Raw genomic sequence first — 21,801 nt, 5'->3', positions numbered from 1 at the left:
GTGTATCTCTCCTATGCCTTAGTGCTGTGCGCAATGGCGGCTTTGATATAACTGGTGAACAGCGGGTGCCCTTCGCGCGGCTTGGATGTAAATTCCGGGTGGAACTGGCACGCCACGAACCACGGGTGGTCTTCAATTTCGACGGTTTCCACCAAGGTATCATCGGCCGACCAGCCACCAATTTTCAAACCGGCCTTTTGCAGGAGGTCTACATAATTGTTATTCACTTCGAAGCGGTGGCGGTGGCGTTCAACAATTACATCGGCATTGTAGATACCGTGAATTTTTGAGCCAGATACCAAGCGACACTCCTGTGCTCCCAAGCGCATGGTGCCACCCAAATCGGAGGATTCATCGCGCGTCTCGCGCTTGCCTTCCTTGTCGATCCACTCGGTAATCAAGCCGACCACGGGGTGCTCTGCTTTTTTATTAAACTCTGTGGAGTTGGCGCCTTCTAAGCCCAACACATTGCGGGCAAATTCGATGACCGCCGATTGCATGCCCAAGCAGATTCCCAAATAGGGCACATTATTTTCACGGGCATAGCGCACCGCCATCAACTTGCCTTCTACGCCGCGCTCACCAAATCCACCGGGGACGAGAATCGCATCCGCAGAGGCCAGCAAATCGGTGCCTTGCTTTTCCACATCTTCGGCGTCGATGTAATTCACATTCACTTTGGTTTTGGTGTGAATGCCGGCGTGGCTTAGGGATTCGTTGAGCGATTTGTAGGCATCCAACAGATCCATGTACTTGCCCACCATGGCCACGGTCACTTCCCGTGCGGGGTTGAGCTTGCCATCGATCACCGCGTCCCACTCGGACAAATCCGCGGGCGGGCAATCTAAACCAAAGCGCTCGGCGACGAAGTTGTCCAAGCCGTGCGCCTGCAACAAACCGGGAATGCGATAAATGGTGTCACAGTCGGGCAACGGCACAACAGCGCGCGCTTCGACATTGGTGAACAGCGAAATTTTACGGCGTGAATCTTCGTCTACTTCCACCTCAGAGCGGCACAACAGCACGTCGGGCTGCAGACCGATGGAGCGCAATTCTTTCACCGAGTGCTGAGTAGGTTTGGTTTTGGTTTCACCGGCGGTGGCGATGTAAGGCACCAGCGTTAAGTGAATTAACAGGGCCCGGCTAGAACCCAGCTCCACCTTCAGTTGGCGCACCGCTTCCAAGAAGGGCTGGGATTCGATGTCACCGACGGTGCCGCCAATCTCTACCAAGGCGATGTCGTAATCGGAACCGCCCTCTAACACGCGACGTTTAATTTCATCGGTAATGTGGGGGATGACCTGCACGGTGCCGCCCAAGTAGTCGCCGCGGCGCTCTTTACGCAACACCGTTTCGTACACGCGCCCGGTGGTAAAGTTGTTGCGGCGGGTCATTTGGGATTTTAAGAAGCGCTCATAGTGCCCCAAGTCCAAATCTGTCTCGGCGCCATCACTCGTGACATACACCTCACCGTGCTGGAATGGGCTCATGGTGCCCGGGTCCACATTGATATAGGGGTCTAACTTCATGATGGTGACCTTCTGGCCACGGGCTTCAAGAATCGCACCCAGAGAAGCAGAGGCAATGCCTTTACCCAATGAGGAGACAACGCCACCGGTAACGAATATATAACGGGTCATGAGAACCTTTTTCCAGAACTAAGTGCAGCCACCAAGGCGCCGCGGTGTTTAAAGACAGCTGGCAGTGTAGACCGTCGAGGACAGACTTCCCGCCGGGGCTGGCTCACACCACACAAATGCACAAAACGCCAGAAAGCCTTACCGTTATCCGGTGCCTTCTGACGATCAATTTTGCGACTGGGGGGAATTGAGAGCCACCACCCTTGAGATGGGACGCCAGACTACCAGAAAAGCCTTGTGTGCTCAATTAGCAATGCGGATTTTCAAGCCACCAATGGACGGCATAAGGGCCAGTGGGCGCGGCCTGTTCACGCCACAAATCACCCACAGCCCAAATGGCCGAGGGGTCGCTTGAGTCACATATCAGTGGCACGCACTGGCGCAACCAGGGCGCGAGCCCTTTTTCCTGCAGACATTTCTTAAGCGTTTGCGATCGGGCTCTACTACTGGGGTGGCACCGTTCACCGCTGGCGCGGGGCCGCAGGTGCCAGTGGCCACACGTGGGCAATGCCAGGCCCCGATCGGTGGCATCGCTGGCCCGCAAACACAGGCGTAAATCGCCAATGGCCACCACTTGGTCTGGATAGAGGTCAACAGGCACCGGCGGTATTAGGTCAACATGGGGCAGCCAGAAACCGCGCCCGGCAAAGCGCACAAGGCGACCGCCCTCAACCACCAATTCGGGCTGTGCATCAGTCGGCAACGCCAACCACTGATGGCGCAAAAGCGCCAAGTGTTCCGTGCTCAACACCACCCGCCACTGGGCCAGCCAATGACGCAACACATTGCGTTGGCGCGCACTCGACAATTGCCGCAACCCCTCGAGCGAAACCGACACCCCCACCAACTCGTCGCGCGCCTGCAAAACCGCTGCATCTTGTTCCGCCAACTCAGTGAGCAGTTGGGTCGCCTCGCGGCAGTGGGTCGCCGCTTGCGCCAATCGACCAGCCTGCTGGGGCCAGCGCTCTTGAAGGAGCGGCATGATTTGCGCCCGTAAAAAATTCCGATCAAATGCCGTGTTGGCGTTGCTTTCATCGTCAATCCAGCGCAATTGATGTGCCTGCGCATAGGCCTGTAATTGAGCCCGACTGGCACCCAGCAGCGGCCGCATCAACACGCCCTGCCCCAGTGGTCGCTCGCTGGACATAGCCCCCAAACCGGCGACCCCCGCACCGCGCACCAAGCGCAGGAGCAGGGTCTCCGCTTGATCATCCACGTGATGGGCGGTGAGCAGTGCGCCACCGGCAGCCAACGCCGCTTCGAACACGGCGTAGCGACTGGCACGGGCCGCGGCTTCTAAACCCTGTCCGCCGGTGTCGATGTGAACGCGATGAGCTTCAAAGGGCACTGCCAAGGCCGCACACTCGCGCGCACAATGCTGTTGCCATTGATCTGCATTCGGCGAGAGCTGGTGATTGATGTGCAACGCCGTGAACGGCACGCCACTGGATGTCAGCAAGTGCAACAACACCGTTGAATCTAGCCCACCCGAAAATGCCAGAAAAATAGGGCCGACTGTGGCCAACTGATTGACCACTTCAACCGACAGGGCAAGGGGCGCACCGGCGCTGGGTAAACCGTGATCTGGCATCATGGCAAATTAATCAACCTGTTAGGCAATGCGAAAAGACGCATAGTAACGCACCGAGGCGGCCCCGTTCACGCTTTCAACACCCCTCACCTAGATCCATGCGCGCAGCCACATGCGGTCGTAAAATGCCTCATGACTCAAAGGCAGACCCAGTGCCAACGGCAAAAAATACACCGCAGCCCAAACGATCGCCAGGAGACACAGCCCTGCGCTAAGCCACGCTGCCTGCGACATGGGTCGCCCATCCCGGTGCAGCATCACGCCGGCGAGCGCTGCGAACGCGAACACACTGGCCGGCTCATAGTGATAGCTAAAAAGGCAACGATCCACCAGACTCCACGGCAGCCAATTGGCCCAAAATGCCAGGGGTATGACGAGCGCCAATAACTCTACCTGCGCCTCGCCAGATTGACGTGCACAACACCACAGTTGGCGACCGCCGCGCAGGGTCAACGCCAACACCGCCAACCAACTCAAGGGATACAAAAAGGGATTGCCCAACAGGTGAATCGCGAGATAACCCTCGCCAGCGGCCAGCGATTCGGGCTGAAAAAAGTAGCTCATCGGCCTCCCTTGATAGGGCCATTGATACCAGGCCGAACAATAGGGGTGCCCCGCCGCGCCCACCTCTTGGGTATGAAAGGCCTGCATGCGCTGATGAATTTCTATAAAACCCCACTGCGCCTCGTGGGCCAAATAGGGTTGCCACAAAAGCCAATAGGTCACCGCAGGCACCAGCCACAAACACACCACTAAGCGCAGCCATTGCGCATGCGTCACCCAAGGTAAACTGGGCGACAGTGCGCGCCCAGCGCCAAACTGATAACACAATGCCCCAACCATTAACGCGGCGGGTACCAGCCAAAAACCCAACCCATTCCACTTGGTGGCCACAGTTGCACCCAGCAAGACGCCACAGACCAACAGCGGCAACCAGCGCCAGCGCTGCTGCAACGCCACCGCAAACGCCCACAGCGCCGCCAGGCCCAGCGTGAGCATCAACATATTGTTGAGCCCCGTACGCGAATCCACAATTAACGCGCCGTCGATGGCCACACAGCCCGCGGCCAACAGTGCCCAGCCAGGGCTGCCGCCCAATCGGCGCACACACATTGCCAGCAGCAGACAACACAGGGTCCCCGCGGCAGCGGTCAACCAACGATAACTCAAGGGGTCGATTGCCGCCCAGGGATCAGTCACCGCCCCTGCCACCCACGGCAGCTGGTAATAGAGCGCCATGGCACCGGCAAATAAATAGTGCGGCAATGGCGGATGTGCAGTCATAAAAGGGGTTTGTGGGAGGTCGTTGAGCAGCGCGTAACCAAACTGTGGAACATTAATTTCATCGAAATATGCCGTGGCAACCGCGTCCAATTGCCAAAATCGCAATGTAGCGGCAAGCAATAGCACACCCACTAATAGCCAGTAAAAGTAGCGCGCTAACCAGGCGTCATAGCGCACGGTATTGGCGTTGTGCATATTGTCTGCCACTTAGCGTTGCCCCTGTTGCTATTTATTTTTTTACGCGTGTCTTGTTATTGTTTTGCGCGCAGTTTGGAATTTTTCTCATGCACTACATGGCAGGTGGCGCTCAACTTGATTACAGTCTGTGGCCACCACAACCTATTACCCGCTGACCCACTACGCTATCAGGATATGCCGTCATGACGTCAATGCAATCCCTACCTTACGGCAGCTGGCCGTCCCCCATTCAAGCAAGCCTGTTGACGCAAGGCGGTGTCCGGCTTGCCCTGCCCTATATCGATCAGGAGGCCAGTTGGTGGCTGGAGTCGCGCCCCGCAGAACAAGGCCGCACGGTGCTTGTGCGTCAACCCTTCGGCGGCAGCGCGCAAGATATTACGCCCCCCGGCGTTAGCGTGCGCAGCAAAGTGAATGAATACGGCGGCGGCGACTACACGGTATCGGGTGCGCAGGTTTTCTTTGTGAACGGCGATGATCAACAAATCTACCAGCAGACGCTCTCACAAACCCACCAAGCGTCCAACCCGCGAACCACAGCAGCAAACGCTACCAACCCGCCGACACAACTGACCTTTGCGGAACACAGCCGCTTCGCCGATGTGTGTTTTGACGCCCAGCGCAACCGGCTCATCGCCGTACAAGAGCGACACAACGGCACCGATGAACCCGAGCACCGCCTCGTGGCCATCGATTTGGTCGACGGCCAAATCCACAGCCTCGCCACAGGGGCAGACTTCTATGCCAGCCCTGCCCTGAGCCCCTGCGGCAACAAGCTCGCGTGGCTGAGCTGGAACCACCCAAACATGCCGTGGGATCAAACGGATCTGAGCTTAGCCACTCTTGATGCCCAGGGCGCCACTGAGTCAACGCGGATTATTTCGCCAACCGGTTGCAGTTGCTTTCAACCGCTCTGGTCACCGGCCGGTGAATTGATTGTGGCCCACGATGCCAGCGGCTGGTGGAATCTGTATCAATTTACCGACCCCGATTGGCGCGCGCTGCTGCCCATGGCCGCCGAATTTGCCACCCCTCAGTGGGTCTTCGGCATGTCGTGCTTTGGCTTTCTCGACGACAGCCGGTTGTTCGCCACCTACAACCAACAGGGGCAATGGCACTGTGGCATCTTGGTGCTCGGGCAGGCCGCCTCCGAATGGAACCCTATCGCAACACCGCTCACCGATATGGCCGACGTCGCCTGCGCCCAAGGCCAAGTCATTTTACTGGGCGCCAGTGCATCGGAAGCCAGCGCCGTATGGCGATTCGATCAGCACCAATGGCACTGTGAACGCGCCTCCGTCAGCAATCCCATCGGCACCGAATTTATCAGTAAACCCCGCGCCGTGTGCTTTCCCACCACCCAGTCAGACAACGCCCACGGCCTCTACTATGCGCCAACGCACCCTCACTGCACGGGCCCCGAAAGTGAACGCCCGCCGCTCATTGTGTTGAGTCACGGCGGCCCCACCGCAGCCACCAGCAGCGCACTCAATTTTAAAATTCAATACTGGACCAGCCGCGGATTTGCCGTGCTGGATGTGAACTACCGGGGCAGCACCGGCTATGGTCGCACCTATCGGGATCGACTGCGTGGCCACTGGGGCATCTACGATGTGGATGACGTCTGCGCCGGCGCGCAATACTTAGTGGACCAAGGGCTGGCCGACCCAGAGCGGCTGATCATAAAGGGCAGCAGCGCCGGCGGTTATACCGTCCTCGCAGCGTTGACCTTTCGCGACCTATTTTGTGCCGGCACCAGTTTGTACGGCATTGGCGATCTCACCGCACTGGCCACGGATACACACAAATTTGAATCCCGCTACCTAGACTCTCTGATCGCCCCCTGGCCCGAGGGCGAGGCCACCTATCGCGCGCGCTCACCCCTTTTCCACGTGCAACGGCTCACCTGCCCGGTGGCGTTCTTTCAAGGGCTTGAAGATAAGGTGGTGCCCCCCAATCAGGCCGAGGCCATGGTGGCTGCACTCGCCGAGAAGGGCGTCAAAACCGCCCACATCACTTTTGCCAGTGAGGGCCACGGTTTTCGCCAAGCGCAATCCATCGTGGATCAACTCGAACTGGAACTGAATTTTTACGGCGCATTATTTGGTTTTGACGTACAGCCTAAGCGCGCCGACTTTTCGTTTGTAGATTAATTGCACTGCGACACTGCTCGCGCGGCAAACAGTTACAGCCCAAACAAAACAGGCGCCTCAATGGGCGCCTGTAAAAAAACCGAGAGTTTGTGTTAAGGCGTTTTTAACAAGCCGTACACGCCCAAGGAGTAGGCGCGCTTTTGCTTGGCGTTATCCAACGAGCGCACCGCCAAGGTTTTACCCAAGGCAAGATCGCCGTCATAGGTGCGCGTGTCACCCGTGCCCGCATCCACTGCTGCATTGACCTGATTGGGAAAATAATACGCCAGCAGATCGCCCCGCTCGACGCCCACACTCACCGGGAAGTTAATGCGCTGCTTACCCGCTTGCGCCACGGGTAGCAATTTGCTCTCCCACACCACCACTAAATTCGCGTCCACGCGCCGCAACACTTTTACCCGAAAACTGCCTGGCATCGTAAAGTAGGCGCCCACGCCAGTGAGCACACCTTCGCTGGGCAATGGGTTTTGCAAATCGACCAGCAGCAACTGTTGATCGGGTTTATCTGCGATGCCATTGCGCGTCACCAACTCGCCGCCCACGTAATCGAGCAGATCCCCTTTAACTAAAAAATCTTTCAACAAATCAATTTGATCCTGCACAAAACTGCGCATCAAGCCCCGCAGTTGTGACGACTCCTGCACGCGCGACGACTTTTCCGTACCCAGCACATTCATGACCCGATTTAATTCGGCCACATCTGCCTCTAAGGCCTGTTCGCGCTGCTGTAATTGCGCAATATTGGCGCGTGCTGTCGCCAATTCCGCAGCCAAATTTTGGTTTTGCTGCTGCAATTGCTGAATATTTTTTGGCGCTTGGCAGGCGGCAGTTAACACGCACAACGCGGTGATGGCGCAGACTCGGAGCATGAGTCGCATATCAGTCTCCTGTTGAAAACAACGTTAGGGGTTATCGATTTGAAAATGCTGGCTGAGCAACAATTGATTGTCCAGCATCAAGTCCAAGTTATAGCCGCCCTTGGCGAATCCCTCCACCGGGCGGTCGATACGGAAAATTTTCTCCCCTTGGGCGCCACTGACGACCACGGGCACTTGCGCAATCTGTATGGCCCGCGCACCGTCCATCAAAATCGCTTGGACCACTGCAGTTTCATCAAAATTATGAAATTTCATGCCGATATACAAGGTGCGTTCGACCCCCTGCACCACCGGCTGTCGATCGCTAAACGCCACCGTCGCTTGGGCGCCAATGCGCACTAGATCTATGCGCGGCATGGCCGCCTCAATGGCCGCAGACAGGGTGCGGCCCAAGGCTTGAATCTGTGGGTGATCGGGCAGTCGCTGGCGGGCCATGTCAAAAGTTTGCTGCGCCTGATCGAAACGCCGCTGCGCAATGAATTCATTGACCTGTGTGCGCGTATTGGCAATGGCATTGTCCACCGCGGCCAGCGCCGATTCATGGCTCGAATCGAGTGCCAAAATCGCTTGATAGTGTGCCAAGGCCCCCTCGGCACCATAGCGATTGCCCGCCTGCTCCGCCGCCGTCGCCAAGCGGTTTAATTCCGCTATGCGCTCTGCCTTCGCCCGATCTGCCGCCTGCATTGCATTGGCTTGACCAATAATCGCGCGCAACCCTTGATGATCCTTTTGCACGGTCAAGCCACGGGTGGCCAATGCCTTGGCATTGCGCCAATCGGCGTTGGTTAACTTTGCTTGAGCCAGCTGTGCGTATCGCTCGGCCACTGCGCGCAATCCGGCCTGCGCCTCCGCTGAATCGGGAAATTCCTCCAGCAAGGTGCGGTAGGTATCCACCGCGTTGCCGGACGCTGGCGACGAGAGCGCATTGGCGGCAAGGTAGGACTGCGCCTGATTCAGCAAGGCTTCGCGGCGCGCCCGTTGAGCCACCCGCGCTTGCACGGCCTGCACCGTATCAGCATCCACCCAAGCGCCAAAATGCGTCTGCCATGAATCCAGCAGTGTTTGCACCAGCTCAGGGTTTTGCGCCGACTCTGCGGTGGCAATGGCCCGCTGGTAAAAATCCACCACCCAATCCTGCCCCGCCGCCAGCAGCGCCTGCTGATCAGGCTGGTCGGCCAGGTCGCGGTAAAACGCGGACAATGGCGCTGCCTGCGTGAGGTCATCGGCCATTGCAGCCTGCAAAGCCGCCGCGCGCGCCGGCGCAGTTTCAGCACTGGCTGCAGGCGCATCGATAGCCGAGGCCGCCGTCTCAGTTTTAGCTAGCGGTGTAGGCTGCGGTTCGGGCGTCATGGTCGCGCGCGCGCGCAACCCCTGTTCCGATAACACGGGGCGGGTATCGGCCAACACCGCATCGAGGCCTTGCGTGCGCGCACTTTGTGCGGACGTTGGCTGCGGCGTTGCCGGCTTGGCAGCAACGGGTGTTTGCCCAGCGGCATCGTCGCTTGACTGAGGCGGTGTTTTATCCGCGATGTCACCGTGAACTACGGCCTGTTCCACCTGTGGCCATTCGGCGCCACCCAACTGATAGAGCCAGCGCCACTGTGGTTCAGACAAGGGCAGCGACTGAGCCTTGGCCCAATCGAGGGCGCTGTGGTGCCACTGGGTTATTGTGGCCGGCCAAGGCGCGGGCAGAGATTGTCGAAAGCTGAACAGCAACACCGACACAATAACCGCTAACAAGATCGTATTGCGCAGCCAGTGGCTGGCGCCAAAGGGGTTTTGCGATCGATTCACACCAATAGACTGCACCGGCGTGCCCTGCCCCGACTGCGGCCAGTGCTGCGCCACGGCGTCGGACTCCACCGCGTCATAATCATCTGCGTCGGCCGCTGCCTGTGCCGCCGAGGTGGCGAGCGTATCGCCCACCTGACTCACCACCGTCGGCGCGTCCAGGTCGGCGTGTTCCAAGCGCTGCGCCGCCAAATCGATTAGCTCATCGACGCGCCGCAAATCATCCGCATCGATTTGATTCAAATCCTCCACCAACTCAGCGCCCGTTTGGTAGCGGTTGTCTGGATTTTTGGCCAGCACGCGATTGACGATGGGCTGGAACACCGCAAAGGGTGCCTGTAAACGGGGGATGGGCTCGGCCACGTGCTTGATGCCCACCGCCACGGCGGAGTCGGCGTCGTAGGGCACGCGCCCGGTAATTAATTGAAATAGCACCACGCCTAAGCTGTAGATATCAGAGCGCGCATCAACCGGCTTGCCCTTTGCCTGCTCGGGGCTCATGTAGTGCGGCGTGCCGATGGCCGTGCCCGTCTGGGTCATGCCGCTGGCCACATCGGTGGGGCGCGCAATGCCAAAATCCATGAGCACGGCGCGCCCATCTTCTTCATGCAGCATGATGTTTTCGGGTTTTACATCGCGGTGCACATAACCTTTGCGGGCGGCGTAGTCGAGGGCGCGGGCGATATCCTTGACCACTTGCAGCCCCTCGGCTCGGGTCAGTTTTGTGCGCAGCTGCTTGAGGTCTTGGCCCGGCACATACTCCATGGACAAGTAGTGGTGGTCGCCCTGCACGCCCACGTCATACACGGTCACAATGTTGGGGTGCACCAAGCGCGAAACGATTTTCGCCTCGCGTAAAAAACGCTCGCCAAAAGCGGGGTCTCGCAGCAACTCCGGCAGCAACACTTTCAGTGCCACCTCGCGCTCGAAGCTCTCTTGAATGGCGAGGTAGACAGTCGCCATGCCGCCCTGCCCCAGCCGATCGATGATTTTATAACCCGGTATGTCCATGAGGCCTTATAGTTCTACTTGTGCCTGTCGGCTTGGCATGTGGAGGCTCAGTCAGTTGCGCGCCGCCGTGGGTCTTTATGCCGTGTTGCATCAGTTTAGTCAAATACCGGGTGGGCCCGCGAATTAATGCTGCTCAGGATTTCAGCAGGCCTGCACAATAAACGATCAGATTCGTGGCGCATTGGGGCTCAAGGCTATTTATTCGTCCCCTCAATCAGCACAATGCCCGCTATTTTTGCTGCGACACTATTACAGGAAGCCCATGACTCAACGTGCAAACCTCTCCGAATTGCTACCTCAAGCCCTGTGGCGCCACTTCCAAATGCTGTGCGATACGCCCCGCCCCTCGGGACACGAAGCGGCCGTTATCGACACCATTGAGGCCTTTGCCAAGCGCCACAGCCTGACGTTATTGCGCGATTCAGTGGGCAACGTCATTGTGCGTAAACCCGCCACCGCGGGCATGGAAAATCGGCGGGGCGCGATCTTGCAAAGCCATTTGGATATGGTGCCGCAAAAAAGTCAGGGCTCGAACCACGATTTTACCCGCGACCCCATTCAAACGGTCATCGACGGTGACTGGGTCACCGCAGTAGACACCACCTTGGGCGCCGATAACGGCATTGGCGTCGCCGCCATACTGGCCATCATGGAAAGTGACACGGTGGCGCACGGTCCGCTCGAAGCGTTGTTTACCATCGACGAGGAAGCCGGCATGACCGGTGCCAAGGGTCTCAGCCCCGACCTGCTCGAAGGCGAGCTGCTGTTTAACCTCGACACGGAAGACGAAGGCGAACTCTACGTGGGCTGCGCCGGCGGCATCGATGTCAGTGCCCACGTCGCCTGCGAGTGGCAGCCGGTCGCAGATCATTACTGCGGCCTCAGCCTCAGCGTCAGCGGTCTGCTGGGCGGTCACTCAGGTCTGGACATCAATCTCGGCCGCGCCAACGCCAATCAATGTGTCGCGCTGTTTATCGCCCGGTTATCCGATGCGCTGCCCGTGCAATTGGTGAGCTTTCAGGGCGGCACCCTGCGCAACGCCATCGCCCGCGACGCCTCGGCCACCTTTGCCGTGCCCGCGAGCTTAGCCGATGCAGTGCAGGCCGCCTTTGGCAAATTTAAAGCCGATCTCATCGCTCAGTATGGTGACCTTGAAACCCACATGCTGCTCAGCTTAGAGAGCGCCGACGACGTGCCACAAGCCCTCTCGGCCAGTCACACGCGCCAGTTTGTCAGCGCCTTGCTCACCTGTCCCCACGGCGCCCTGCGCATGAGCCAGCACCTGCCCGGCGTGGTGGAAACCTCCAACAATTTGGCGTCAGTGAGCATGGAAAACGGTGGCCTAACGGTGCAGTGTTTGGTGCGCAGCCTCATGGATCAGGCGCGCGATGACCTCGCCGCCAATATTGCGCGCCACTTCCAGCTCATCGACGCGGATATCGAGTTAGATGGCGCCTATCCGGGCTGGGCGCCCAACATGGACTCGACCCTGTTGGCGCAAATGCGCGCGGTCTATGCCGAAAAGTACGGCGTCGAACCGGCGGTGAAGGTCATTCACGCGGGGCTGGAGTGTGGTCTACTGGGTGCGATCTACCCCCACTGGGACATGATCTCCTTTGGCCCCACCATTCGCGGCGCCCACTCACCCGACGAGCGCGTGCACATTCCCTCGGTAGCGGCCTTTTGGGACTGTCTGGTGGCGGGTCTGGCCGCGGTGCCAGAGCGAGGATAAACTGCACCGTCAGGTCAACCTCCTGCCGGCGCCAACGTTGTATTAGGGTTACCCACTAGACATTGGAACCCAAAATGAACACACGCTTGAAATTATTGGCAGTTGGACTATCCCTATTGGCGCTGTCGGGCTGCGCCCGCAATAAACCCATTGTGGATACCCAAGGCATCGACATGGTCCAATATCGACAAGACTTGGGCGAGTGTCGCGCTTACGCACAAGAGGTAAACACCGGTGGTAAAGTAGCCGGTGGCGCTGCCGCCGGTGCCGTTGTCGGCGGTGCAATAGGCGCGGTATTAAACGGCACTAAAGGCGCCCAACGCGGGGCCGGTGCAGGCGCCGTCACCGGCGCGGCCAGAGGCGCGGCGAGTGGTCGCCAAGAAAAACAACAGGTGGTGAAAAACTGCCTGCGTGGGCGCGGCTATCGCGTTCTAAATTAGCGCTCAGGCGCTCAATACTCAGTTAACAGGACCTTTTTGTTATGCAGATCAGCAGCCAGTTTGACGCCGGCAATATCGAAGTCATTTCATGCACATCGGCTTCCGATATCCAGCTCGCCATTCGCAAAGACAACCAATCTGATTTTTATCAGTGGTTTTACTTTCGCCTTACCGGTGCCGAGGGCCAAGCCTGCAAATTGAACATCACCAACGCGGGCCAAGCCGCCTATGTTGATGGTTTTAAAGACTATCAAGCGGTGGCGTCCTACGACCGTGAAAACTGGTTTCGCGTTGACACCCAGTTCGACGGCAAATCCTTGACCATTAACCACACGCCGGCCAGCAACAACATCTACTTCGCCTATTTTGCGCCCTACTCCATGGAGCGCCATGCAGACCTGATCAGCTGGGCCAGCACCGACAGCCGCGTCACCTACGAGCATTTGGGCTACACCCTCGACGGCCAAGACATGGACCTGCTGATCATTGGCGACGAAGCACCCAGCAAAAAGCGCTATTGGGTTATCGGCCGCCAACACCCAGGCGAGACCATGGCCGAGTGGTGCATTGAAGGTTTCCTGGAACGGCTGCTCGACTCAGACGACCCGGTGGCCCGCGAAGCCTTGGCAAACGCCACCTTTTACGTGGTACCCAACATGAACCCCGATGGCAGCCGGCGCGGCCATCTGCGCACCAACGCCGTGGGCAGCAATTTAAACCGCGAGTGGCTCAACCCCACGGCCGAAGCCAGCCCTGAGGTATTGTGTGTACTCAACAAAATGAAAGCCGTGGGCGTGGATTTTTGCCTCGACGTGCACGGGGACGAAGCCCTGCCCTACAACTTTATCGCCGGCGCAGAGGGCATCAAGAGCTGGAGCGACGCCAAGCAGGCCGAGCTCGACTTTTACAAGCGCACGCTCATGAACACCAACCCCGACTTCCAAACCGCCAAGGGTTACGAAGTGGATAAGCCCGGCACGGCAAACCTCACCATTTGCACCAACTACATTGCCCACACCTTTGACTGCCTGGCGATGACTCTGGAAATGCCCTTTAAAGACACCGTGGAGTCCCCCGAACCCGCCACGGGTTGGTCGCCGGCACGCAGCAAACATTTAGGTGCATCAAATCTAGACGTCATGCTAGGCTTTCTACGCAAGCGGTAATAACCCCACGGCGCCTAATATCTGACTACTGCTGGTGTGCGTTGGGTCTTTAACAACGCACACCAGGAAATCACCCATGAAGTCAGTGATTGGATTGCTCCTCGCGCTGCCTACGTTGTCGCTGTCAATCGGTGCGACTGCCAAGGAATTGGTTGCCAACACCAGTATCCACCCTCCCTACCAAATGCTCATCGATGGTGAACTGCACGGCAGCACCACGGACACCGTCAAGTGCATTAAGCTCGCGCTCAACGCACGCTGGCAAATCCGCGCCGTGCCCCGGGCGCGCGCAATCAATAATTTCAACACCGGCCGCGCACAGGTGCTGTTTCCGGTGATGGCCGCGCCCGCCGATGGCCTGCTCACCACCCCCATAGTCATTGAGCGCTGGCAGTGGATCAGCAACCGCGCCGCTCAAGGCTCGCGCATTGGCGTAGTGCGCGGCAGCAATGAGCACCGCTGGCTGCTGGACAACGCAATGGAGCCCACGCTGCTGGTAACCGATGAAAGTCAATTGATTAAATTGATGCAACAGGGGCGCATCGACCGATTTATCGCGGATCAAAAGACCGTCGATTACTTGAGTCAGCGAGATAAAATTGACACGCAACATTGGCAGCGCACTTTTTTGCGGTTTGTTCCGCTCTATATCGCGCTGCACAAATCCTACGCCGCTGGCCACAGCCACATCAACCAACTGACCGACCAGTGCGGTCGCAACAACATGCAGCTCACGGATGACGAACAACGCACTGCAACCCAGTACATTGCAAGCCTGCGCAAGACATTGACAGATATGGTTAAACAAAGCCTGCACGAGCACACACCCGTCAGCGACAACGACATAATCCTGCGCGAATCGCACTGGCCCAGCACGCGCCTCGAAGCGGCAGGTTTCATCGTGCAATCACTCGTGCAAAAATTAAAAGTACTGCATAAAGATAACCCCAACATCGCGGAAATTATCGTCATGGGCAAGCGGGGTGAAGTCATCGCGTCAGCAGAAAAAACCACCGACTACTGGCAAGGTGATGAGGCAAAGTATTTAAAGAGTATCGATCTTGACGCAGATGCATATTGGATAGCGCCGATTCACTACGACCAATCCACCCGGCAATTCATTGCTCACGTGGCTTGGCCGGTGCTCGACAATACCACCGCGTTGGGTGTTATTTCGGTGGGCTTGCGCATGGACCGCCTGATGGCGCCCGAGTGACCAACATTTAACGGCGGCGCTTGCGACCCGCCAACCAAATACCCAAGCCACTGAGCGATAGCACCATTATCAAAATGGCAACGCCATCCATTAGCCAGGGGCCTAACCCAAAGCTGCGACCCGCGTGCAAGTCCAACATCAGTCGCTCCCAATTCACGTCGGTGGTCAACCATTGCTTGTTCAATGTGTCGCGCAGCGCTAAGGGCGGCTCCGATGGCACTAAGGTGATTTCTAGGGGGCTTTCGGTACGGTACCAACGCAGTTGATCAAAATCCAGTAAATAGCGCTGTGATCCGCTTTGCATGCACAGCGTTGCATCGCACCGCCCCAGCGTTCCCAGAGGCTGCGGCGTGCCGTAGCTGGCCCCCAAACGCTCGGCAATTTGACCATCAGACAAGAGCAACAGCGCTTGTCCACAAGTCGCCAAAATCAAATGCTCTGCAATGGCCACTGCGCTGAACGCCCCCGGTGCGCAGCGGGTGAGTTTGACGTCATTCCAGTACAACATGTCGCCCGCCAGTGACAGCCATGCCGACGGCCCAACGCCATAGCTAATTACCTGTGGCTGTTCGATACCGTACAGTTTTAACAGCAGTGAGTGACCAAGCGGCTGCTCAGCCAAATCCAAGTCATCGGTGTGATTGAGGAAGATGCCGGTGACCGATAGCCAAAAAAGCAGCAATATTAGCGCGAGGCCGATCCGTTTGTGCCAGCGCCACAGGATGGGTCGCCAAGTTTTTCTGAGCATGTTGATGGCGGTATTTCGGCGTGAGCCGCCTCGGTTTGTTGGTGAAAATAGAGCGCAAGTCTAGCGATCTTTTGCAGCGCGCGCACGGATAATGTGGCGCCCGAAATGCCATCGATGTGTCGATCGAGCCGCTGGCCCTGCGCCAGCAGACGCGCGCCGTCGAATTGCGCCGTAAAACTCCCGTAGCGCACCTCACCACCGCGCACTTCACGGTATTCGAGCACCTCTAAACTGACCACCTGATCCCGCTCTACCACCACACCCACGGTGATGGGCAGCTCCTTGCCAATTTCTTCCAGCACCCACGCCGTGCGAGGGCCGGCGCGAAAATAGCGCGCGCGCAAGCCCGGCGGGCGCTGCAAAATTTCTTCGGCAATCGCTTTTTGCTCCCCAGACAACCAAAAGCTTTCGCTCACCGGCGGCACCTCAAAGTGCTGGGCAAGGAAGTCGTCCACCGTCAAAAACACCCCGCGCTGCGCCTGTGCCAGCGGGGCAACCACCAAGGTGGCAAGGATCAACAGTGTGCGTAACGCATTCGCAATCATGGGGTGCATCATCTCACGAAGTAAGCCAAACCCTGAACGTGCAAACAGCCACTGCCGAAAACTCGACAGCAGCTGCGTGGTTGCGCAATCAATTGCGCCGCTAGGCTCGCCTTAGAAGGAATAGCCAACGCCAAGATTGAAACCCTCGTAGGTCTTGCCACCGGCCACTTCCTGCTGCGTCAAATCAACCTTCAACACGGCAGTGGGTGCAACCCAGTAGTTGGCGCCAATAGACCACTCGACGTTTTCTGAATTGGCCGCATCGGCCGCTTGGTTATCCCATGTGCTGTAGCGCGCGAAGGTGCCCCAGTTTTCGTTGATGCGGTAGCTAGGTTCCACATACCAGCCATTTTGCTCACTGGCACCCGCTTTCGCCGCGTCGATCATGTCGTTCAATTCCCACTGGGCGTAGAGGGCGCGCAAACCAAAATCACCCACTTGGTAGACGGCGTGCGCCTCGAACAATGTGGCGTCAAGGGCGCGCTCACCTAACAGGGTTGAGCCCTGACCCTGCAATAAATCGTCTTGGTATTGCAAGGTGGCGGCCAATTCCAATCCGGGCAGGCCGGTGTATTTTACGCGGCCGGTGTAGGCAAAGGTATCGGCTGGCGCGTTGGCGACTTTTTTGCGGCCGTCGCGAATTTTGTACTTGCCTCCGTCCACATCAATCGCCAAGCCGGAGTGCACAGCAGCGTTATAGCTCCAACCTTCGGCGAGCTCACCTTTGAAATTCAAACCGCCTTCCCACCAAGTTGAAGGGATCACATTTTTCTCGACGTTGTTGCGCTCAACGCCATAAAAGGTGTCGGGTTCGTGGGTTTCATTCAAAATGCCCACAGGCATCAAAAACACACCGGCCTGAACGCTTTGGTTGCCGGCGTAATCCCACTCGATGTAAGCCTGCTCAAGCTCCACCTCACCGGGCTTGCCGTCACCAGCCAAGGCGTGTTCCAACTCAAACTCCGAATAAAAGCGCACGCTCTTGTTGAACTGATGGCCAAAGAACAAAACAAAGCGATGGAAGTCGATTTGATTTTTATCGGATTTTCCATTCACGCCATTCATGCGGTTCAAATGCAACTCGCCGTAACCGCCAATGGATGTCTTGCTGGCCGCACCACCGGCTACCGTCTGCTCAATGGCATCGGCAGTGGCTTCAATTTTCGCGCCCAGATCCTGCTCGGTGATCACCACTTTTTTGTCGGTGGCCTCCAACTTCTTTTGCAGGGCTTCAATCTGTTTCTGCTGCTGCTTGATCAACTCATACAGCTCCGCACTGGTGGGTTCTTGTGCGGCAGCGCTCATGGCAATACTACTTACGGCCAGAGCCAACAGAGAGTGTTTAAACATGGTGACATCCTTAATAATGGGTCTTGGTTCAAGTTGGCGCGAATGTTAATGCACTTGAGAAACATTATCAACAACGATCGCAACAATATTGCGCTTTATCTTCCAGCCCCACCCACGCCGCGCCCTAGCAGCACTAAAAAAAGCCTCAGAAGACCCGAACGACGGGCGATGGACGACGCCATGAAAACGGCAGCAGCGCGGACGGCAGAGTTATAGCTTGTGGGATATCAGAACGACCAGATCAGCGGAATGACCGCAGAGCCCACCAACCACATGGCGATATTGAGCGGTACCCCCAAGCGCAGGAAGTCGCTAAAGCGGTAGCCGCCGGCGGAATAGACGAAGGTATTGGTCTGGTAGCCAATGGGCGTGGCAAAGCTGGCACTGGCGGCAAACATCACGGCCACTACAAAGGGGCGAGGATCGACACCCATCTGCTGCGCGAGGCCAATGGCCACGGGCACCACCAAGACGGCCACCGCGTTGTTGGACAATATCTCCGTCAGTATCGATGTCAGTAAATAAATGAGGCTCAACATTAACCAGGGCCCCAAGAACGGCGCCCACACCAAGAACTGATCGACAATTAATTGCACCAAGCCCACTTTCGACATGGCCAGGCTAAACGCCAGCATGCCGAGGATAATCATCAGGATGCGCCACTCCACCGACTTATAGGCGTCGTCCACATCCAAACAGCCGGTCATAATCACCGCCGCCGCCGCCACCAGGGCCAGCCCTTCGATGGGCATTACGTTAAAGGCCGCCAAACCCATCACCGCCAACACGGCGGTGATAGCCAAGGGCGCCTTGTCCCGCCGATAGGCGCGCTCTTGCACCGCGTTGAGCGAGATCATGTCGCCGTTATCAGAAAACTTTTTAATTTGGACGGCACTGCCCTCCACCAACATGACGTCGCCAAATTGCAGTTGCAGGTCGTCGAGATTGGTCTGAATATTTTCGTCTTGGCGGTGCACCGCCAGCACGTGAATGCCGTAGCGGGCCGTGAGGTTGAGGTCGCGCATGGGGCGATCGCAATAGCGCGAGTTGCGACCCACAATGGCCTCCACCAAAATCACATCGCGGGTGGTGATGGTTTCAAATTTATCGTCGCCATTGGCGGTAAATTCCAGCAGCCCGTTTTCACGCAACTCCACCACATCTTGCATGTTGGTGTGCAGAATCAATCGATCGCCCGACTGCAACACCGTGCTGCGCGCCGGCTCGGTCAACTCTTCATCGCCGCGAAAAATGCGCAACACCTGATTGCCGCTGTTGCCGTTTAAGTCGGCCTCGCCAATGGTTTTACCGATCATGGGTGAATTGTGCGGCACCATCAGGTCGGTCATGAAGGTGCGCTCACCGCTCATACGCAGCTGATTCGACAGGGTTTCCCGGTCCGGCAACAGCCGGTGCGAAAACAGCACGATAAAGGTCACCCCCACCAACGCCATGCCCAGGCCCAGCGCGGTAATTTCAAACATGGAAAACGGCGTCATGCCGTAGTCGCGCGCCACGCCATCGGCCAAAATGTTGGTGGAGGTACCAATCATGGTCATGGTGCCGCCCAAAATGGTGGCGTAGGACAGCGGAATCAACAGTTTCGAGGGCTTGATATTGCGGCTGGCCGCCAGCGCGATGGCCACCGGCGTAAAAATGGCCACCACCGGCGTGTTGTTGATAAACGCCGACATGGCCATGGCCGACAACATCAACACCAACAGCGCCTGCCGGGGGCTAGTGCCAGACGCCGCCATGATGCGATTGGCCAACCAATCCACACAGCCGGTGCGCTCGAGCGCCGCCGACAAAATAAACATACAGGCGATGGTCGCAGGGGCGTTATTGCTGAGTACCCCCAGCACCTCTTTGCTTTCCAGCAGCCCCGTCACCAGCAGCACGGCAACGGCGATGCCCACCACCACATCGGGGCTGAATTGTTCGCGCACAAAGGCGTAGAGCATCCACAGCAAGAGCCCCGTCACTAGCAGCAGCGACAGCGTCTCGGAATACGCAAACAAATTCACCATAGGGCACAAACACACGGGGTTGCAGGGAAAGGCAGCAACATAAAATAGCCCCGTTATAAAGTCTAAGATTATTTGACGCTGTTTATATAACTAAAGTTAATTTCCAACCAAAGTGAAATCGCAGGCGAAAAAAAAGCCCCATTCGGGGCTTTGCTCACTATGACGCGCCTTAGCTAGAGGCTTCGTCCAACAAGGGCTTCAATTCACCCTTGGTATGCATCTCGGTGATGATGTCGCAACCGCCGATCAACTCGCCCTTCACCCACAACTGCGGGAAAGTTGGCCAGTTGGCGTATTTTGGCAGCTCACTGCGAATCTCTGGGTTGGACAAAATGTCCACATAGGCAAAGCGCTGGCCACACGCCATGATGGCCTGCGATGCGCGTTGCGAGAAACCACACTGGGGCGCATTGGGCGAACCCTTCATGTATAAGATGATGGTGTTTTCGCTAATTTGTTGCTTGATCGTTTCGATAGTGTCCACAGATAACCCCCACTTCTAAGCCTGTGATGCCAATTGAACGCGCCGCAATTCCGAGTGACGCGCTCAGGTATTGGCGCGCATTCTACCCCAAGCACACCCGCTTTCGCTACGGCCCGCTATTTTCGAAGCACAAGCTGCTATACAGTTACTGCACAACGGCCTTTTTTTGCACTCGCCACCAAGGACTATTCATGGCTGCTACACCCGAGTACCTCGCGACGGTAAAAGACCTGTCCAACCGCATTGTCGAAGCCCAAAAACCCATTCGCATTCTGGACGCTATCAAGTGGGATGCCGACATCAAACGCCAGTTCTTCGCCAGCCGCGGGCAACAGCTGCCGCAGATTGCCCACAATTACTACGACAAAACGCCGCTCGGCTTCGACCCGCACGACAAGCGCAAAGAGTTTCACAACATAGAGCGCGACATCAATCGCCAGCTCGGCCAACTGAGCCCCGTCACGGGCATGATGCGACGCGCCTGCCGCGAATACCAAATGGTGGTGCGCATGCTAGAGGCGCGCGGCACCGATGAATTCGGCGATTTGTCCCAAGAGCTCTACGGTTCTGCGTCCGACGTGTTCCACGCCGGCGATCCCACCGTGGCCCAACTGGGCACCAACATGGAGGCCACCCTGGTCAGTCTCCTGAAACACACGTCTATGCAAGAAGACCCCAAAAACATCGACGCCGAGGCGGCCGTGGCCGAACTCAACGCGCGCATGGGGCAGGTCTTTCCCAACGACGGCATCCGCGTGATGATCAGCGACGGCATCACTGCCGACGCCGCCGCCGGCACCGACTACATCAAAATCCGCAAGGGCGCGCTGCTCAACAACAACGACATCGACGTGCTCGAAGCCCACGAGGGATGGGTGCATCTGGGCACCACGCTGAACGGCATGGCGCAGCCCTATTGCACCTTCTTAGGCAAGGGCCAGCCCTCCTCCACCGTGACCCAAGAAGGGCTCGCGGTATTAACGGAAATCATTACCCTGCGCTCGACGCCCACGCGCCTGTACAAACTCATCAACCGCGTGCGGGCGGTGACCTTGGCCGAAGATGGCGCCGATTTTATCGAGGTCTACAACTACCTGCGCGAAAAGGAATTGTCGGAAGACGACAGCTATCAGATCGCCAGCCGCGTGTTCCGCGGCAGCACGCCCACCGGCAAACCCTTCACCAAAGACATCGCCTACATGAAAGGCTTTGTGCAAACCTTTAACTTCATGCGGCTGGCCGTGGCCCAGGGCAAGCTCGACAAACTGCCCCTGTTGTTTGTGGGCAAAATCCAGTTGGAAGACATGCCCACCGTGGTGCAACTGATGCAAGAGGGCATCATCGTGCCGCCCAAGTTCGTGCCGCCGCACTTTGCCGACCTGAAAGGATTGGCCGCGTGGCTCAGCTTCAGCCGCTTCATTGCCGGGCTAAACTTTCAACAATTGGAATCCGATTACGCGTCCCTGCTATCGTAATTGGCGCGCGCACGGCGCGGTGCACAGAAATAACGGGCAGCAACCCTTGCCAAGTGCACCGGCTATAAATAG

At 57.6% G+C, this 21,801-nt stretch carries 16 protein-coding genes; 6 read left to right on the top strand and 10 right to left on the bottom strand.

The features are described 5' to 3' along the window. Nucleotides 1–11 precede the first annotated feature (11 nt). The 3 genes from pyrG to FHS30_RS05395 all read right to left on the bottom strand — a co-directional run bounded on the left by pyrG (nt 12) and on the right by FHS30_RS05395 (nt 4,722). Entirely contained in the window at nt 12–1,640 is a 1,629-nt protein-coding gene (pyrG, locus tag FHS30_RS05405) for a CTP synthase (protein WP_183909061.1), read from the bottom strand. Between the two features lie 247 nt (nt 1,641–1,887). Next, nucleotides 1,888–3,234: a tRNA lysidine(34) synthetase TilS gene (gene tilS, locus FHS30_RS05400; protein WP_183909059.1), complete on the bottom strand. Its 1,347-nt coding sequence runs from the start codon at nt 3,232–3,234 to the stop codon at nt 1,888–1,890. Between the two features lie 87 nt (nt 3,235–3,321). Then, the gene (locus FHS30_RS05395) at nt 3,322–4,722 is read right to left on the bottom strand and encodes a phospholipid carrier-dependent glycosyltransferase (RefSeq protein WP_183909057.1); all 1,401 of its coding nucleotides are present in this window, start codon (nt 4,720–4,722) and stop codon (nt 3,322–3,324) included. 173 nt (nt 4,723–4,895) lie between these two features. Between FHS30_RS05395 and FHS30_RS05390 the strand changes: the two genes are divergently transcribed. Next, nucleotides 4,896–6,863 (top strand): dipeptidyl-peptidase 5, encoded by a 1,968-nt coding sequence (locus FHS30_RS05390; protein WP_183909049.1) that lies wholly within the window; start codon nt 4,896–4,898, stop codon nt 6,861–6,863. Nucleotides 6,864–6,955: 92 nt separating this feature from the next. On the opposite strand, the gene FHS30_RS05385 is transcribed toward FHS30_RS05390, so the two are convergent. Continuing rightward, nucleotides 6,956–7,741 (bottom strand): hypothetical protein, encoded by a 786-nt coding sequence (locus FHS30_RS05385; RefSeq protein ID WP_246341134.1) that lies wholly within the window; start codon nt 7,739–7,741, stop codon nt 6,956–6,958. A gap of 24 nt (nt 7,742–7,765) precedes the next feature. Next, complete coding sequence (locus tag FHS30_RS05380) at nt 7,766–10,543, bottom strand: protein kinase domain-containing protein (protein ID WP_183909047.1); 2,778 nt, start codon at nt 10,541–10,543, stop codon at nt 7,766–7,768. A 262-nt stretch (nt 10,544–10,805) separates the two neighbouring features. Here FHS30_RS05380 and FHS30_RS05375 point away from each other — a divergent pair, with 262 nt between their 5' ends. The 4 genes from FHS30_RS05375 (at nt 10,806) to FHS30_RS05360 (ending at nt 15,097) form a co-directional block, all read left to right on the top strand. After that, nucleotides 10,806–12,275, top strand: coding sequence for an aminoacyl-histidine dipeptidase (locus tag FHS30_RS05375; protein WP_183909045.1), 1,470 nt, complete (start codon nt 10,806–10,808; stop codon nt 12,273–12,275). Nucleotides 12,276–12,349: 74 nt separating this feature from the next. Beyond that, on the top strand, nt 12,350–12,715 hold the full coding sequence (locus tag FHS30_RS05370; protein WP_183909043.1) for a glycine zipper family protein: 366 nt from the start codon (nt 12,350–12,352) through the stop codon (nt 12,713–12,715). A 41-nt stretch (nt 12,716–12,756) separates the two neighbouring features. After that, nucleotides 12,757–13,881, top strand: coding sequence for a M14 family metallopeptidase (locus FHS30_RS05365; RefSeq protein WP_183909041.1), 1,125 nt, complete (start codon nt 12,757–12,759; stop codon nt 13,879–13,881). Nucleotides 13,882–13,957: 76 nt separating this feature from the next. Next, a complete protein-coding gene (locus FHS30_RS05360) occupies nt 13,958–15,097 on the top strand; it encodes a substrate-binding periplasmic protein (RefSeq protein WP_183909039.1) in 1,140 nt (379 codons plus the stop codon). Between the two features lie 7 nt (nt 15,098–15,104). Here FHS30_RS05360 and FHS30_RS05355 read toward each other — a convergent pair whose 3' ends face one another. The 5 genes from FHS30_RS05355 to grxD form a co-directional block, all read right to left on the bottom strand. Further along, the gene (locus FHS30_RS05355; protein ID WP_183909037.1) at nt 15,105–15,845 is read right to left on the bottom strand and encodes a hypothetical protein; all 741 of its coding nucleotides are present in this window, start codon (nt 15,843–15,845) and stop codon (nt 15,105–15,107) included. Next, the gene (locus tag FHS30_RS05350; RefSeq protein ID WP_221197135.1) at nt 15,782–16,390 is read right to left on the bottom strand and encodes an FMN-binding protein; all 609 of its coding nucleotides are present in this window, start codon (nt 16,388–16,390) and stop codon (nt 15,782–15,784) included. The genes FHS30_RS05355 and FHS30_RS05350 overlap by 64 nt, the downstream gene beginning before the upstream one ends. Nucleotides 16,391–16,501: 111 nt before the next feature. After that, entirely contained in the window at nt 16,502–17,740 is a 1,239-nt protein-coding gene (locus tag FHS30_RS05345) for a porin (RefSeq protein WP_183909035.1), read from the bottom strand. 227 nt (nt 17,741–17,967) lie between these two features. After that, nucleotides 17,968–19,770 carry an SLC13 family permease gene (locus tag FHS30_RS05340; RefSeq protein WP_183909033.1) on the bottom strand — a complete coding sequence of 601 codons (1,803 nt, stop codon included), beginning with the start codon at nt 19,768–19,770 and terminating at the stop codon, nt 17,968–17,970. A gap of 169 nt (nt 19,771–19,939) precedes the next feature. Beyond that, on the bottom strand, nt 19,940–20,254 hold the full coding sequence (gene grxD / locus FHS30_RS05335; RefSeq protein WP_183909031.1) for a Grx4 family monothiol glutaredoxin: 315 nt from the start codon (nt 20,252–20,254) through the stop codon (nt 19,940–19,942). A 191-nt stretch (nt 20,255–20,445) separates the two neighbouring features. On the opposite strand from grxD, the gene FHS30_RS05330 reads away from it, so the two are divergent. After that, complete coding sequence (locus tag FHS30_RS05330) at nt 20,446–21,729, top strand: flavohemoglobin expression-modulating QEGLA motif protein (RefSeq protein ID WP_183909029.1); 1,284 nt, start codon at nt 20,446–20,448, stop codon at nt 21,727–21,729. The last annotated feature ends 72 nt before the right edge of the window (nt 21,730–21,801 follow it).

It is taken from the genome of Simiduia aestuariiviva (assembly GCF_014192475.1).
Lineage (GTDB): Bacteria > Pseudomonadota > Gammaproteobacteria > Pseudomonadales > Cellvibrionaceae > Simiduia > Simiduia aestuariiviva.
This window is presented reverse-complemented; position numbering and strand designations above follow the sequence as displayed.

What these genes read in the sequence shown, in the direction of transcription:
- FHS30_RS05360 (WP_183909039.1), top strand. Translation starts at nt 13,958, where the DNA reads ATGAAGTCAGTGATTGGATTGCTCCTCGCGCTGCCTACGTTGTCGCTG.
- FHS30_RS05355 (WP_183909037.1), bottom strand. Translation starts at nt 15,845, where the DNA reads ATGCTCAGAAAAACTTGGCGACCCATCCTGTGGCGCTGGCACAAACGG.
- FHS30_RS05390 (WP_183909049.1), top strand. Translation starts at nt 4,896, where the DNA reads ATGACGTCAATGCAATCCCTACCTTACGGCAGCTGGCCGTCCCCCATT.
- FHS30_RS05380 (WP_183909047.1), bottom strand. Translation starts at nt 10,543, where the DNA reads ATGGACATACCGGGTTATAAAATCATCGATCGGCTGGGGCAGGGCGGC.
- tilS (WP_183909059.1), bottom strand. Translation starts at nt 3,234, where the DNA reads ATGATGCCAGATCACGGTTTACCCAGCGCCGGTGCGCCCCTTGCCCTG.
- FHS30_RS05375 (WP_183909045.1), top strand. Translation starts at nt 10,806, where the DNA reads ATGACTCAACGTGCAAACCTCTCCGAATTGCTACCTCAAGCCCTGTGG.
- FHS30_RS05385 (WP_246341134.1), bottom strand. Translation starts at nt 7,741, where the DNA reads ATGCGACTCATGCTCCGAGTCTGCGCCATCACCGCGTTGTGCGTGTTA.
- FHS30_RS05340 (WP_183909033.1), bottom strand. Translation starts at nt 19,770, where the DNA reads ATGGTGAATTTGTTTGCGTATTCCGAGACGCTGTCGCTGCTGCTAGTG.
- FHS30_RS05330 (WP_183909029.1), top strand. Translation starts at nt 20,446, where the DNA reads ATGGCTGCTACACCCGAGTACCTCGCGACGGTAAAAGACCTGTCCAAC.
- FHS30_RS05370 (WP_183909043.1), top strand. Translation starts at nt 12,350, where the DNA reads ATGAACACACGCTTGAAATTATTGGCAGTTGGACTATCCCTATTGGCG.
- FHS30_RS05350 (WP_221197135.1), bottom strand. Translation starts at nt 16,390, where the DNA reads ATGATTGCGAATGCGTTACGCACACTGTTGATCCTTGCCACCTTGGTG.
- pyrG (WP_183909061.1), bottom strand. Translation starts at nt 1,640, where the DNA reads ATGACCCGTTATATATTCGTTACCGGTGGCGTTGTCTCCTCATTGGGT.
- FHS30_RS05345 (WP_183909035.1), bottom strand. Translation starts at nt 17,740, where the DNA reads ATGTTTAAACACTCTCTGTTGGCTCTGGCCGTAAGTAGTATTGCCATG.
- FHS30_RS05365 (WP_183909041.1), top strand. Translation starts at nt 12,757, where the DNA reads ATGCAGATCAGCAGCCAGTTTGACGCCGGCAATATCGAAGTCATTTCA.